Genomic DNA, 14866 nt, shown 5'->3' with positions numbered 1-14866 from the left:
CTCCATTATTTAGCCTGAGAACGATACTGCTGGACGGCTAAGCTGATCACAGCCACCAATTTAGGATCTAAAGTGCTTGCGGCTCCAGTTGAGCTCGCATCATTGACCTTCAACGGTTCTACTGCTTTGTGCTCTTCACGACACCACTTAGCAACCAGATTCACAGCTAATATCAATACACTTAAAAATAAATAGACCAGCCCCATCCCCAATAACATGATGCCAACAGCGTCTAATAACTGTTGCGTTAGCTCCCCTTTCACTGCCCTACCTCCTTCGCCCTTAACCAACATTCGCGTTTTAAATTAACAACCACACAACATCTGCATTGATAACAAATTTAATCGACGAATGTAAATTGGTAAGACCAATTTACATAAGATCAGCAGCAAGTGTCTGAGGGATCCTTAGTGAACGACCGATAAAATGAATATTCGTTAATGAAACGGCAAAGCAGAAATTTTTATTGAGGAGTAATGACGAAATGAAGATACCAACCAAGATGAAACCAAAAGCAAACATGGGCTGACAATAAGGTTCTGACTCCCCCTTAAACGAGCATACGAAGAGTACAAGCTTTAAATTTACTGATTAGTCCTATAAGGACAAAAATCAAAGGGGTCTCAATGCACTAAAGTATTTAGACCAAGCAGCCATTTAAATGAATGATGCTAAAGGTGTTGGAGAATGAAGAAAACGGAGCAATGAGGGGCTCTCTGTTTATATTCCGTATGAGGCGAAAAATTAAAGATACTTAGAGAAGTATTGTGAAGAATAGAACGTTGAAATTGAAAACACTAAAAACAAAAAAGCCAGCTTGTTCAGCTGGCTTCGTTGTTTAATTAGGCGCTTGGCGATGACCTACTCTCACATGGGGAGACCCCACACTACCATCGGCGCGATTGCGTTTCACTTCTGAGTTCGGGATGGGATCAGGTGGGACCACAATGCTATTGTCACCAAGCAAATTCTTACTGGTTAATTCTACGTCTGACGGCATTGTTTCCTCACTCCAGTGCTCATGTACTACCGTACACTCCGCCCTTCGCTCGTCACGGCTTTGTCTGCCGTACAATTACCTGCGTAATTAACCTTTATTTGTTAATTTAGAAAGCTGTATTGAGTTCACACTTCTTAAGTGTTTCTATTCGTCTAAGTGCTACTTAGTAAAACCCATCTGGGTTGTATGGTTAAGCCTCTCGAGTCATTAGTATCAGTTAGCTCAACGCCTCACAACGCTTACACACCTGACCTATCAACGTCCTAGTCTCGAACGGCTCTTTAGTGGACTTAAAGTCCAAGGGATGACTCATCTTGGGGCTCGCTTCCCGCTTAGATGCTTTCAGCGGTTATCGATTCCGAACATAGCTACCGGGCAATGCCATTGGCATGACAACCCGAACACCAGCGGTTCGTTCACTCCGGTCCTCTCGTACTAGGAGCAACTCCCCTCAATCATCCAACGCCCACGGCAGATAGGGACCGAACTGTCTCACGACGTTCTGAACCCAGCTCGCGTACCACTTTAAATGGCGAACAGCCATACCCTTGGGACCGACTTCAGCCCCAGGATGTGATGAGCCGACATCGAGGTGCCAAACACCGCCGTCGATATGAACTCTTGGGCGGTATCAGCCTGTTATCCCCGGAGTACCTTTTATCCGTTGAGCGATGGCCCTTCCATTCAGAACCACCGGATCACTATGACCTACTTTCGTACCTGCTCGACGTGTCTGTCTCGCAGTTAAGCTGGCTTATGCCATTGCACTAACCGTACGATGTCCGACCGTACTTAGCCAACCTTCGTGCTCCTCCGTTACTCTTTGGGAGGAGACCGCCCCAGTCAAACTACCCACCAGGCACTGTCCTTACCCCAGATAATGGGGCCAAGTTAGAACATCAACACTACAAGGGTGGTATTTCAAGGACGACTCCATCAGAACTAGCGTTCCAACTTCATAGTCTCCCACCTATCCTACACATGTAGGGTCAATGTTCAGTGCCAAGCTATAGTAAAGGTTCACGGGGTCTTTCCGTCTAGCCGCGGGTATACGGCATCTTCACCGCAATTTCAACTTCACTGAGTCTCGGCTGGAGACAGCGTGGCCATCATTACGCCATTCGTGCAGGTCGGAACTTACCCGACAAGGAATTTCGCTACCTTAGGACCGTTATAGTTACGGCCGCCGTTTACCGGGGCTTCGATCATGAGCTTCTCTTGCGATAACCCAATCAATTAACCTTCCGGCACCGGGCAGGCGTCACACCGTATACTTCCTCTTGCGAGTTTGCACAGTGCTGTGTTTTTGATAAACAGTTGCAGCCACCTGGTATCTGCGACTCCCGTCAGCTTAGAGAGCAAGTCTCATCACCAACAAGAGCGTACCTTCTCCCGAAGTTACGGTACCATTTTGCCTAGTTCCTTCAGCCGAGTTCTCTCAAGCGCCTTGGTATTCTCTACCCGACCACCTGTGTCGGTTTGGGGTACGATTCCCGCTAACCTGAAGCTTAGAAGATTTTCCTGGAAGCATGGCATCAACTACTTCATCCCCTTGGGGACTCGTCATCAGCTCTCAGTGTATAGTGACCCGGATTTGCCTAAGTCACCCACCTACCACCTTAAACGCGGACTACCAACGCCGCGCTAGCCTAGCCTTCTCCGTCTCTCCATCGCAGTTAGCGGAAGTACAGAAATATTAATCTGTTTCCCATCGATTACGCCTTTCGGCCTCACCTTAGGGGTCGACTCACCCTGCCCCGATTAACGTTGGACAGGAACCCTTGGTCTTTCGGCGAGGGGGTTTTTCACCCCCTTTATCGTTACTCATGTCAGCATTCGCACTTCTGATACCTCCAGTGTGGGTTACCCCTTCACCTTCAACGGCTTACAGAACGCTCCTCTACCGCGCAACTCTAATGAATTGCACCCGTAGCTTCGGTGGTATGTTTAGCCCCGTTACATCTTCCGCGCAGGCCGACTCGACTAGTGAGCTATTACGCTTTCTTTAAATGATGGCTGCTTCTAAGCCAACATCCTAGCTGTCTAAGCCTTCCCACATCGTTTCCCACTTAACATACACTTTGGGACCTTAGCTGACGGTCTGGGTTGTTTCCCTTTTGACGACGGACGTTAGCACCCGCCGTCTGTCTCCCGAGTAGTACTCATTGGTATTCGGAGTTTGCAAAGGGTTGGTAAGTCGGGATGACCCCCTAGCCTTAACAGTGCTCTACCCCCAATGGTATTCGCTCGAGGCGCTACCTAAATAGCTTTCGAGGAGAACCAGATATCTCCCGGTTTGATTGGCCTTTCACCCCCAGCCACAAGTCATCCGCTAATTTTTCAACATTAGTCGGTTCGGTCCTCCAGTTGATGTTACTCAACCTTCAACCTGCCCATGGCTAGATCACCGGGTTTCGGGTCTACGCCTTGCAACTAAACGCGCAGTTAACACTCGGTTTCCCTACGGCTCCGCTATTCGCTTAACCTCGCTACAAAACGTAAGTCGCTGACCCATTATACAAAAGGTACGCAGTCACGGTCTCAAGAACCGCTCCCACTGCTTGTACGTATACGGTTTCAGGTTCTATTTCACTCCCCTCACAGGGGTTCTTTTCGCCTTTCCCTCACGGTACTGGTTCACTATCGGTCAGTCAGGAGTATTTAGCCTTGGAGGATGGTCCCCCCATATTCAAACAGGATATCACGTGTCCCGCCTTACTCGTTTTCATCAAAGGTTAGTTTTCGTGTACGGGGCTATCACCCTGTGCCGCTGGACTTTCCAGACCATTCCACTAACACCCCTCTGACTTAAGGGCTAATCCCCGTTCGCTCGCCGCTACTAGGGGAATCTCGGTTGATTTCTTTTCCTAAGGGTACTTAGATGTTTCAGTTCCCCTCGTTTGCCTCATGTAGCTATGTATTCACCACATGATGACCGCTTATGCGGCCGGGTTCCCCCATTCGGACATCGTTAGCTCAAATGCTTGTTACTAGCTCGCCAACGCTTTTCGCAAGTTACTACGTCCTTCATCGCCTCTGACTGCCAAGGCATCCACCGTATACGCTTAGTCGCTTAACCATACAACCCAAATGAGTTTCACTTGCGTGAGCCACTTGAGTCGTTGCGACCAGCTGGTTTTACTTGTCTCATCTTCGACCAAGAAGATGGACTCGCCTTAGACTTGAATATTCAAGACACTTAACAAGTGTTTTAAGAACTCAATTTTTTTCGTATTAACACAACGACAGACATCATTGCGTTAATTACTATCAGCTTTCCAAATTGTTAAAGAGCGGGCTTAAAAAAGCCAAAGATAATGTTTTAGTTTATCTTTGGCATCTCTAACCATAATGCAGTAAATGGTGGAGCTATGCGGGATCGAACCGCAGACCTCCTGCGTGCAAGGCAGGCGCTCTCCCAGCTGAGCTATAGCCCCATTTACATGCAGTGCGAGTAAATAAGATGTTCCAAACCTCTTAAAGGATTGGTTTGCCAATCATTTCTTATCAAGGCGGACAGTAGCGACGTTTAGTTCACTAAACGAGTCACTTTCCAACGCTGAGAAGGAAGGATTGGTGGGTCAGAGTGGACTTGAACCACCGACCTCACCCTTATCAGGGGTGCGCTCTAACCAGCTGAGCTACAGACCCATCTTTTACTCTATCTTCTATCAAGCAAATCTGTGTGAACACTCAAAAGGTACACGGATGTACCGAATGTCTAAAATGCAGGAGCATTTTTAGACCAAACATCGAGTTAGTCGTATAGGTAAGGAGGTGATCCAGCCCCAGGTTCCCCTAGGGCTACCTTGTTACGACTTCACCCCAGTCATGAACCACAAAGTGGTGAGCGCCCCCCCGAAGGTTAAGCTACCCACTTCTTTTGCAGCCCACTCCCATGGTGTGACGGGCGGTGTGTACAAGGCCCGGGAACGTATTCACCGTGGCATTCTGATCCACGATTACTAGCGATTCCGACTTCATGGAGTCGAGTTGCAGACTCCAATCCGGACTACGACGAGCTTTGTGAGATTAGCTCCACCTCGCGGCTTTGCAACCCTCTGTACTCGCCATTGTAGCACGTGTGTAGCCCTACTCGTAAGGGCCATGATGACTTGACGTCGTCCCCACCTTCCTCCGGTTTATCACCGGCAGTCTCCCTAGAGTTCCCACCATTACGTGCTGGCAAATAAGGATAGGGGTTGCGCTCGTTGCGGGACTTAACCCAACATTTCACAACACGAGCTGACGACAGCCATGCAGCACCTGTCTCACAGTTCCCGAAGGCACAACCGCATCTCTGCAGTCTTCTGTGGATGTCAAGAGTAGGTAAGGTTCTTCGCGTTGCATCGAATTAAACCACATGCTCCACCGCTTGTGCGGGCCCCCGTCAATTCATTTGAGTTTTAACCTTGCGGCCGTACTCTCCAGGCGGTCTACTTAATGCGTTAGCTTGAGAGCCCAGTGTTCAAGACACCAAACTCCGAGTAGACATCGTTTACGGCGTGGACTACCAGGGTATCTAATCCTGTTTGCTCCCCACGCTTTCGTGCATGAGCGTCAGTCTTTGTCCAGGGGGCCGCCTTCGCCACCGGTATTCCTCCAGATCTCTACGCATTTCACCGCTACACCTGGAATTCTACCCCCCTCTACAAGACTCTAGTTCGCCAGTTCGAAATGCTATTCCTAGGTTGAGCCCAGGGCTTTCACATCTCGCTTAACAAACCGCCTGCGCACGCTTTACGCCCAGTAATTCCGATTAACGCTCGGACCCTCCGTATTACCGCGGCTGCTGGCACGGAGTTAGCCGGTCCTTCTTCTGTAGGTAACGTCACAGATGAGCCGTATTAAGACTCACCCTTTCCTCCCTACTGAAAGTGCTTTACAACCCGAAGGCCTTCTTCACACACGCGGCATGGCTGCATCAGGGTTTCCCCCATTGTGCAATATTCCCCACTGCTGCCTCCCGTAGGAGTCTGGGCCGTGTCTCAGTCCCAGTGTGGCTGATCATCCTCTCAGAACAGCTAGGGATCGTCGCCTTGGTGAGCCATTACCTCACCAACTAGCTAATCCCACCTAGGTTCATCCAATCGCGAGAGGCCCGAAGGTCCCCCTCTTTCCCCGTAGGGCGTATGCGGTATTAGCAGTCGTTTCCAACTGTTATCCCCCTCGACTGGGCAGATCCCTAGGCATTACTCACCCGTCCGCCGCTCGCCACCTCAGGAGTAAACTCCCTTGTGCTGCCGCTCGACTTGCATGTGTTAGGCCTGCCGCCAGCGTTCAATCTGAGCCATGATCAAACTCTTCAATTAAAAGTTTTGTGTTTAACTCGCGTTAAACGACTCAATGAATTCTACTGTTTTGATTCGCTTTGCTCCCTAAGAAGCATCGCGTTTCAATTCATACATTACTGTATGTACATATTGCTATGAACACTCATTCATTGATTTAATTCTTTGATTACTCGCCAAACGGCAGAATAATTTCGATTAACTCAACACCTGTGAGTGTCCACACAGATTTGCTTGATAAATTATTAAAGAGCGTGGTTATTTACCTTAAGCATTTAGCGCTTTTGGCTTTCACCGTTGACCCCGCTGGGCCAGTGGATGCGCATTATATGGATGTCAGATTTTACTGCAACCCCTTTAGGCAAAATAATTAGAAAAAGCGATGTGAATGCGCATTTTTTAAACCAAACCTAGGTTTTAGCGCCTAATTCGCTGTAATTTCCATCACGTTGGCTATCTTTATCGCCTGATAACGCCGTTAGCATCGGTCACTAAGCAAAACGATAAAGCCAATACCGCACTTTTTATTGTTAAGCTCGCGCTTCAAGTTCAATCTCACGGTTCAAATAGATTGATGCACGCTTTAAGTTGCAAGAATAGGCTATTTCTTTAAAAAACCCGGTACATCGGCAATGCTATCGAGCACCACAGACGCCTCGCTATCATTAGCAATGGCTTTACCAGTACGGACGAGGATACGTGTCGGCACCCCTGCAGCTTTGGCCGCGAGCATATCGTCGGCTTTATCTCCTACCATCACAGATTGGGACAAATCGATTTTCAAAAATTTTGCCGCGTCGAGTAACATTCCTGGTTTGGGTTTGCGACAGTCGCAATCGACTTTATATTCACCAATCCCTTTTTCGTTATGGTGCGGGCAATAATAGATACCATCGAGGTCGACACCTTTATCGGCAAAGTTCCAATCCATCCATTCGGTGAGACTGTGGAATTGGTCTTCGGTATACATGCCACGGGCAATTCCCGACTGATTAGTGACCACCACCAATTTGTATCCCATTTGCTTTAATGCAAGGCACGCCTCAAATACGCCTTCAATATATTCAAAGTCATCTACCTGATGCACATAACCATGATCTTTGTTGATCACACCATCACGGTCCAAAAAAACAGCTCGATTGACTGCACTCACAGTACTACTCCACTCACAAAAAACAGCGCTTAATGCGTAATTTTACTATTATTCCATCCATTGCAAGAAATTGCACCGCGAAGTTGACGGATACCACTTGGCAATTTGAGCTTGATTCATATTCTGACAATTCATTTGCGATAGTAACGCCTATAAATGGTCGATTAACACATCTTTAAGGGCGAATTCGTCCGCGAATAATTGTTTTTGCCATCTAGTCGATACGCAGCTCAATCGAGCTTTCCCTTTATTTGTGCTGTTTTTAACGGTAATCTTGCACGGATAACAATAAAACACCTAAAAATAGACGGTCATAATGAGTCGAACTACGCCTATAGTCCATAAAACCCGCACCCAGTTAGTTGTAGAGGTGCTCAGAGAGAAAATACTTTCGGGTGATATAGCCGCAGGAGAACCACTCAGACAAAGCGCACTAGCCGAAGCATTGAATGTTAGCCGCATTCCGGTAAGAGAAGCCTTGCTGCAACTTGAAGCTGAAGGGCTGGTAAAATTCGAACCCCATAAAGGGGCAACGGCGACTGAATTATCCGTTGAACAAGTGACCGAGCTGTTTGAGTTGCGCGCCATGATCGAGACTGATCTGCTCGCCAAAGCCATTCCACGACTTCAAGAAGAAGATTTAATAAGAGCTGAACGCGTATTAGAACAATTGGAATCAGCCTTTAAACATGAAGATGCCGTCGCCAGTTGGAGCGAGCTAAATACACAGTTTCATACCTGTTTATACCAAGCCGCCAATCGCCCACATACGCTAGAGGTCGTGCATGGCCTCAATACCAACTGCGATAGATATATTCGTTTGCAATTACTGCTCGCAGGAGGCATTCCCGCAGCAGAGCACGAGCACCGCGAACTGCTCAATTATTGTAAGCAAAGAGAAACAGAGAAAGCCACGGCGTTACTGCGACATCATATTTTGCATGCCGCAATGACAATTCGGGATCTGGTCGCCAAACAGGTGGTATAGATCACGGACTGTCATTCGTTATACCGATAAGCTTTGTTGTCGATTTGAGGCAGCACTAAAGGTTCTGCCTTTTTTATTTGAGAGAAAACACCATGCAGTACGCCACAATCACGGGCTGGGGAAAATGTGTTCCACCCGCCACTTTGACTAACGATGATCTTGCCACTTTTATCGAAACGTCCGATGAATGGATTAAATCACGCACAGGGATCAGTCAACGTCATATCAGCCATGTGAACACCTCGGAATTAGCCTCAGTTGCCGCCAAGCGTGCGCTTGCAGCGGCTGGGATTGAGGGCAGCGAAATTGATATGATCATTTTAGCCAGCGCTAGCCCAGATACTTTGATCCCCAATATAGCCTCAACAGTGCAGGCCAATATTGGTGCAAGCTGCGCAGCCTTTGATATCAACGCCGCCTGCAGTGGTTTTTTGTACGGCTTAGGTTTAGCGAGCTCACAGATCAAGAGTGGTCAATGCAAGAAAGTCCTCGTTGTGGGCGCCGAACGCTTATCTTTCTACCTCGATTGGTCTCGCCGTGAAACCGCCGTATTGTTTGGTGATGGCGCGGGCGCAGTTGTCGTGGAAGCGACCGATATCCCTGGTGGCGTATTAGGCTATGAGCTGAATAATGATCCCGATGGCCGAGACATCCTCAAAGCGGGTTTCGGTACCGCGATGGATCGATTCTCCGCCGAATCATTAGACTTTTACATCCAATTTGATGGCCAAGAAATTTTTAAACGCGCCATTAATGGTATGAATAAGCTAAGCACTCAAGTGCTTGAAAAATGCGGCGTCGATAAGGATGAAGTTGATTTAGTGATCCCACATCAAGCGAACGAGCGCATTATTGATACCCTCGTTAGCCGCATGAAGATCCCTAAAGAAAAAGCCTTTGTGAATATTGCTAACTATGGCAATACATCGGCGGCAACGATTCCAATCGCGATTTGTGATGCACTCGAAAAAGGGTTAATTAAACCGAACCAAACCATTCTTTCTTGCGCCTTTGGTGCGGGATTAACCTCTGCTGCATTGCTATTGCAATGGGGTGAACGTGTCACGCCAGTGCAAATCAGTGATGCCCAATTACCGCCTTGCGATCAAAGTGGAATCGAGTTGGTAAAACGCGCTGTAGACTATTTCTGTAAGTAAGTTTATGCATATAAAGGCCATCATTGGATGGCCTTTATATATCTGTAAGCGCTGATGCAAAATGCATTTCATCCCAGTAAATCCCCTGCGCAAAATAAGCTGCGAGTTTTTGATTTAGCTCGTTAAAGCTTTTAATCGCTCGTTCCTCACCGCACAAACATGACCACACAAATCGGTGGCAATTATTGTAAAACAGGTCATATTCACGGTACTGATAAATCGCCCGCTCGGCCCGATTAACAATGGTATTGGCGATAAGCGGTTGATGTTGATGATTACAGGCAATAAAAATTTGGCTACCTGTTCGGCCCGCTAAAAATCGCTTTACTGATACGGCTCGAACAAGCCCAGAGCCATGTAACTCCACAATGCAATCTCCCGCTAACCAAATCCCTGTATGCTCAATCACTCCAAACACATAACAACAAACGATACTCCCAGGTTGTGGCGTGACTTGCTTAAAACCCTTTTGCCATTGGCTCGGCGCAGTAATCATCGCCTGCTTTGTGCTTACTTGGCGAGGAACGCTGCCTAATAGTCGATTGCGTTCAAGCTGTTGTCGCTTTTCGCGTTCATCGGCGAGCATCAATGCGCCCATCGCTGCACCGCCAATCCATAGTAACGGTAGTGGCATGATCTTCTCCTATTCGCTTAACACTCCAAACCACGCAGTAATACTCTCGTGCACCACTTGCTCAACACAACTTGGCGAGAGCAACCAATCACCGTATAAGTTAACCAATCGCAAATGCCTCACTCGTAATGAGTGTAGCTAATGAGTCATTAATCAAATATGAAAAGCCTTCTGTTCCAGAAAATATCGCGAATGAAGTGGCTTAACGTGATTAGGTCAGTAAATCCCCGACCGAAATATCTGCACCTCCCCCCATGGCCGCCACTTGTGCTAATAATAACTCCGCACAGGCTAATGCATCGGTTAATGCACTATGGGCACCGTAAATCGGTAAGTGATAACGCTCTCGACAGGCTCCAAGCCTTAGACTTCCTTCTTTAAGTACCGAATGCTCACGTAATAACCGTTGTTTCTCAAGTACTAAGGTATCTATAGCGGGGAGTAAAACGGCTTGATGGTAGATAGCCAATATATCTTGTTGTAAAAAACGACAATCCAGTGGGGAGTGATGGGCAACTAATACTCGGCCACGGGTTTGAGTAATAAACCATGCCATAGCCTCCTCAATGCTCACCGCTTGGATTAAATGGTTGTCGAGAATCCCATGAATCGTCGCACTTTGGCCGACACTGCCCTTAATTTGCACTAATTTTTGCTGCGCCTCACCAAGGGGGATCACTCCATTTTCAATGGGGACTAAGCCAATGCTTAAGATTTGATCCTGAAGGGGATCTAACCCTGTCATCTCCAAATCCATCGCCATCAAGGGAGCACGATTGATGGGCAGCGCCATCAGCGGGATTAAGGACTGATAATAATCCTTAAATAATTGATGCTGACAGCGCAGTGCTCGCCATTGCAACTTAGCATTAATCAACCAAGCGCCCATTAAAAGCTCCGCATAAATTTCATCTTCATGCCCGACTGGGCGTCATGAACCACCTTGAAGGCATCCCGTAATTGATGCCGAACTAAAGAAGATAAATGTGCGGGTAACAGATAGTTACTAATCTCAAGTCCCTGCGTATGTTGATAACCTTGGTTTGATAACCGCATATGGGCGATAAACTCATGGGCATCGGCTAAGTTAAGCGCATCCTTACGATTAAGAATATTAGCGTCCATCAGTGCCCGAATGCGTTTGGCGGTATTTACTTCTTTAATGCCCGCAGACAGGGCATATACGCGAGCAATATCATTGATCAAAGCATTACCCTTATGCTTTAAATCAATGCCTTTTACCTCACTGCCATCGCGCTCTAACACAAATTTTCGAAAGAATCCTAAGGGCGGAGACTCGATTAAGGAATTGCCAGTCAAACCCGCGAGAAAAATATCGTTGTCTTTGGTCTGTGCCAACACCTTATCCTGCAATGCATCAAATAATGATAATGGACCAAATACCGAACGCATATCGAAGAAAATACTTGCATGCATCAATGCCTTAGGCTCTGGCGTGACAACCCACTTTTCAAAAACCTGCTGCCATTCTTTGAGCGACATACGCCACTTGGGATTTTGCGCCATGATATTACCAGGGCAATACGCATAACCACACTGATCAAGCCCTGCACAAACCGCATGGGTTAACGCATCAAAGTAGCCCTTTGCAAAATCATCCATTTCCTCGGCCACCAGCAAGCCGTTATCTTGATCCGAACAGGCGGCTTGGTCTTGCCGCCCCTGCGAGCCAAAGGCTAACCAACAAAACGCCATCGGCGCCTCACCGAGAATTTGCTGATTTAGCACAATCAAGCGCCGGGTTAAGGCATCGGTGACCGAGGTCAGCACGCGACCAATCTCCTCAGCCCGTGCATCAGCACTGATTAAATTTTGCAATAACAAGGGGATTTGTTTACTAACGCTAATGAGACTTGCGAGATCACGTTGGCGCTCTATTTCACCAATGAGGAGTAATGGCTGCGAACCTTGACCGCGTAAAATATCGGTACTAGTCACCATGCCAATGGCTTTCACTTCCTCGCTATTTTGCTCATCAATAATCGGCAGATGGTGAATATTATGTTCACTCATCAATAGCATAGCTTCAAAAATCAAGGCATTCGATGAAATCGAAATCGGTGAAGTCGTCATGGCTTGATGCACGGCAATTCGGCCATCAAGCCCTGCGGCGAGCACTCGATTGCGTAAATCTTTATCGGTTAAAATCCCCACCAGCTTACGATTATCGGTGACGAGTAAAGACGATACCCGCGAGTTACGCATCAAGAGGGCTGCTTGCGTTACACTTGCGTGGGCGTCGATCATAATCGGTGAAGATGACATTAAGGTACTAATACGACTGGTGGTCGTCAGATCTTTAGCCTTAAAACGCGCTTCATGGCGTAACCGTTTGGCAAAAGCACGGGTAAAAAATTTATCAAAGTGCCGACTCTCACTTCGTAGTTGATCGAATAATGCCTGTGGTAAGTGGTATACCAAACTGTCTTCAAGAATGGCGACCCGATTCACTACCTTCTCCCCTGACAATAGCGTCGAAAAACCAAAAAACTCCCCTTCGGCGACTCTATCCACTAATACCCCTTCGGGATCGCGCACCTCAAAGGCACCGCTGCGGACCAAATACAATTTCGGCGCATCGGCATCAAAGGTCACAAACCCTGAGGCTTTACTGTAATACCCGACGATGACTGACTTAGCACAATGGCGAATGGTTTCGTCAGGCAAAGTATCAAAGGGAGCTGTAGACGTTAAAAACTGCACAACGGGTTGTAATTCGCTGGCGTTCATAGCAACACCTTATTTTAGGTGAATTTTATCTCACTATAACGCGCTCGATTGTTGGGCCATATACGACTAAAGTCAGGCTCAAACTCTGCACTGACACCACCAAAAACAAAAGGACGCAAACGCGTCCTTTTCTCTTAATCTAGGTGAAAGTTAGTGGCCGCTGGCCTCACCCGCCCCTTTAGGGAAACGGATAGACTCAACCATTTCCTGCACATGAGCTGGTGCCGCTGCGGTCAGTTTGCAGACAATAGCTGCTACCACAAAGTTCACTAGCATGCCCACCATACCGATACCTTCAGGCGAAATACCAAGGAACCAGTTCGCAGGTACGTTTGCATTAGGATCAACAAACTTAAAGTAGATGATATAACCTGCGGTGAAGAATAAGCCAAGCACCATACCTGAAATAGCACCTTCTTTATTCATGGTCTTAGAGAAGATACCCATGATGATTGCAGGAAACAGAGATGACGCAGCCAAACCGAAAGCGAATGCCACCACCGCCGCCACGAATCCTGGAGGGTTAACCCCGAAGTAACCCGCAATCACAATACCGATACCAGCAGCAAGTCGAGCGTACATTAACTCTTTCTTGTCAGAAATATTTGGCATCAGGTTTTTCTTCATTAAATCGTGTGACACTGATGTAGAGATAACCAACAACAAACCCGCAGAGGTAGATAGCGCCGCAGCGAGGCCACCCGCAGCCACCAGCGCAATCACCCAAGCTGGCAGATTCGCGATTTCTGGCGTTGCTAATACAATGATGTCGTTGTCGATTTTCATTTCGTTAGGGCTAGCAGCATCTTCCATTTTGCCTTTGGCATAGTAGATTTTGCCATCACCATTTTTGTCATCCCATTTGATCAGACCGGTTTTTTCCCAGTTTTTGATCCAATCAGGCGCAGTTTCATAGGCAACACCCTTTTGATCTGGGCCGTTAATGGTTTCGATCATATTGACGCGAGAGAATGCCGCTAATGCAGGAACTGTGGTGTACATGATGGCGATAAACACCAATGCCCAACCCGCTGATATACGTGCATCTTTCACTTTCGGTACGGTGAAAAAACGCACAATAACATGGGGTAAGCCCGCTGTACCTACCATCAAAGCACCAGTAATACAGAACACGTCGATCATGCTCTTAGAACCATCGGTGTAAGGGGCAAAGCCTAAATCCACAGAAAGATTATTCAGTTTCTCTAACAGATAAACGCCAGAATTATTCCCCGCAGCATCGAGTAACTCAGCACCAAAACCAATTTGAGGAATGATATGACCCGTCATCATCACAGACAGGAAGATTGCAGGCACCATAAAGGCGAAGATCAGTACGCAATATTGGGCAACCTGAGTATAGGTAATCCCTTTCATACCACCGAGTACCGCATAGAAAAACACCACGGCCATACCAATATATACGCCGGTATCTACCTCTACCTCAAGGAAGCGCGAGAATACCACGCCCACTCCGCGCATTTGGCCAGCAATGTAAGTAAAGCAGATGAAGATGGCGCAAATAACTGCTACCGTGCGCGCCGCTTGGGAGTAATAGCGCTCACCCACGAAATCAGGCACGGTAAACTTACCAAATTTACGTAAGTATGGTGCCATACACAGGGCTAATAAAACGTAACCGCCGGTCCACCCCATCAAGTACACACTGCCGTCATAACCGACGAAAGAAACAATACCCGCCAACGAAATGAAAGATGCCGCAGACATCCAGTCGGCGGCGGTTGCCATGCCGTTTACAACAGGATGAACACCACCACCCGCTACATAAAACTCTTTAGTTGAACCTGCACGGGACCAAATTGCAATCCCAATATAGAGGGCAAACGACAGCCCTACAATCAGATAAGTTAATCCTTGTACACCCATCTCTG

General features: G+C 47.5%; 8 protein-coding genes, 2 tRNA genes and 3 rRNA genes. 2 read left to right on the top strand and 11 right to left on the bottom strand.

The window, feature by feature from the left end; all coding sequences use genetic code 11:
- Positions 1 to 5 precede the first annotated feature (5 nt).
- The 7 genes from CEQ32_RS02235 to gmhB form a co-directional block, all read right to left on the bottom strand.
- A complete protein-coding gene (locus CEQ32_RS02235; RefSeq protein ID WP_069455196.1) occupies positions 6 to 293 on the bottom strand; it encodes an OadG family protein in 288 nt (95 codons plus the stop codon).
- A 555-nt stretch (positions 294 to 848) separates the two neighbouring features.
- Positions 849 to 964 (bottom strand): 5S ribosomal RNA (gene rrf / locus CEQ32_RS02230).
- Positions 965 to 1186: 222 nt separating this feature from the next.
- Positions 1187 to 4079, bottom strand: a 23S ribosomal RNA gene (locus CEQ32_RS02225).
- 282 nt (positions 4080 to 4361) lie between these two features.
- Positions 4362 to 4437 (bottom strand) — tRNA-Ala (locus CEQ32_RS02220).
- A gap of 137 nt (positions 4438 to 4574) precedes the next feature.
- Positions 4575 to 4651: transfer RNA gene (locus tag CEQ32_RS02215), tRNA-Ile, on the bottom strand.
- A 119-nt stretch (positions 4652 to 4770) separates the two neighbouring features.
- Positions 4771 to 6312, bottom strand: a 16S ribosomal RNA gene (locus tag CEQ32_RS02210).
- Together the 16S, 23S and 5S rRNA genes with 2 tRNA genes alongside form the textbook arrangement of a ribosomal RNA operon.
- Positions 6313 to 6892: 580 nt before the next feature.
- A complete protein-coding gene (gene gmhB / locus CEQ32_RS02205; protein ID WP_037426804.1) occupies positions 6893 to 7444 on the bottom strand; it encodes a D-glycero-beta-D-manno-heptose 1,7-bisphosphate 7-phosphatase in 552 nt (183 codons plus the stop codon).
- 316 nt (positions 7445 to 7760) lie between these two features.
- Between gmhB and CEQ32_RS02200 the strand changes: the two genes are divergently transcribed.
- Both CEQ32_RS02200 and CEQ32_RS02195 read left to right on the top strand, forming a co-directional pair.
- The gene (locus CEQ32_RS02200) at positions 7761 to 8432 is read left to right on the top strand and encodes a GntR family transcriptional regulator (protein ID WP_037419935.1); all 672 of its coding nucleotides are present in this window, start codon (positions 7761 to 7763) and stop codon (positions 8430 to 8432) included.
- Between the two features lie 92 nt (positions 8433 to 8524).
- Positions 8525 to 9589 carry a ketoacyl-ACP synthase III gene (locus CEQ32_RS02195; RefSeq protein ID WP_037419932.1) on the top strand — a complete coding sequence of 355 codons (1065 nt, stop codon included), beginning with the start codon at positions 8525 to 8527 and terminating at the stop codon, positions 9587 to 9589.
- Positions 9590 to 9623: 34 nt separating this feature from the next.
- Here the strand turns inward: CEQ32_RS02195 and CEQ32_RS02190 are convergent, their stop codons facing one another.
- From CEQ32_RS02190 to CEQ32_RS02175, 4 genes are all read right to left on the bottom strand, one after another.
- A complete protein-coding gene (locus CEQ32_RS02190) occupies positions 9624 to 10223 on the bottom strand; it encodes a lecithin retinol acyltransferase family protein (RefSeq protein ID WP_088585443.1) in 600 nt (199 codons plus the stop codon).
- Positions 10224 to 10434: 211 nt separating this feature from the next.
- On the bottom strand, positions 10435 to 11112 hold the full coding sequence (locus CEQ32_RS02185; protein ID WP_069455198.1) for an exonuclease domain-containing protein: 678 nt from the start codon (positions 11110 to 11112) through the stop codon (positions 10435 to 10437).
- The gene (locus tag CEQ32_RS02180; RefSeq protein WP_069455199.1) at positions 11112 to 12974 is read right to left on the bottom strand and encodes a DUF294 nucleotidyltransferase-like domain-containing protein; all 1863 of its coding nucleotides are present in this window, start codon (positions 12972 to 12974) and stop codon (positions 11112 to 11114) included. Before CEQ32_RS02180 ends, CEQ32_RS02185 begins: the two co-directional genes overlap by 1 nt.
- Before the next feature lie 150 nt (positions 12975 to 13124).
- The gene (locus CEQ32_RS02175) at positions 13125 to 14861 is read right to left on the bottom strand and encodes a sodium:solute symporter family protein (RefSeq protein WP_088585442.1); all 1737 of its coding nucleotides are present in this window, start codon (positions 14859 to 14861) and stop codon (positions 13125 to 13127) included.
- Between the last annotated feature and the right edge of the window lie 5 nt (positions 14862 to 14866).

The sequence above is a fragment of the Shewanella sp. FDAARGOS_354 genome, from assembly GCF_002209245.2.
Lineage (GTDB): Bacteria > Pseudomonadota > Gammaproteobacteria > Enterobacterales > Shewanellaceae > Shewanella > Shewanella xiamenensis.
The sequence above is the reverse complement of the archived record's forward strand: the minus strand, read 5'-3'. Positions and strand labels throughout refer to the sequence as shown.

Bases quoted from the DNA above. Each gene is read 5' to 3' on its own strand.
- CEQ32_RS02235 (WP_069455196.1), bottom strand. From the start codon at position 293: ATGTTGGTTAAGGGCGAAGGAGGTAGGGCAGTGAAAGGGGAGCTAACG.
- CEQ32_RS02200 (WP_037419935.1), top strand. From the start codon at position 7,761: ATGAGTCGAACTACGCCTATAGTCCATAAAACCCGCACCCAGTTAGTT.
- CEQ32_RS02195 (WP_037419932.1), top strand. From the start codon at position 8,525: ATGCAGTACGCCACAATCACGGGCTGGGGAAAATGTGTTCCACCCGCC.
- CEQ32_RS02190 (WP_088585443.1), bottom strand. From the start codon at position 10,223: ATGCCACTACCGTTACTATGGATTGGCGGTGCAGCGATGGGCGCATTG.
- CEQ32_RS02185 (WP_069455198.1), bottom strand. From the start codon at position 11,112: ATGGGCGCTTGGTTGATTAATGCTAAGTTGCAATGGCGAGCACTGCGC.
- CEQ32_RS02180 (WP_069455199.1), bottom strand. From the start codon at position 12,974: ATGAACGCCAGCGAATTACAACCCGTTGTGCAGTTTTTAACGTCTACA.
- CEQ32_RS02175 (WP_088585442.1), bottom strand. From the start codon at position 14,861: ATGGGTGTACAAGGATTAACTTATCTGATTGTAGGGCTGTCGTTTGCC.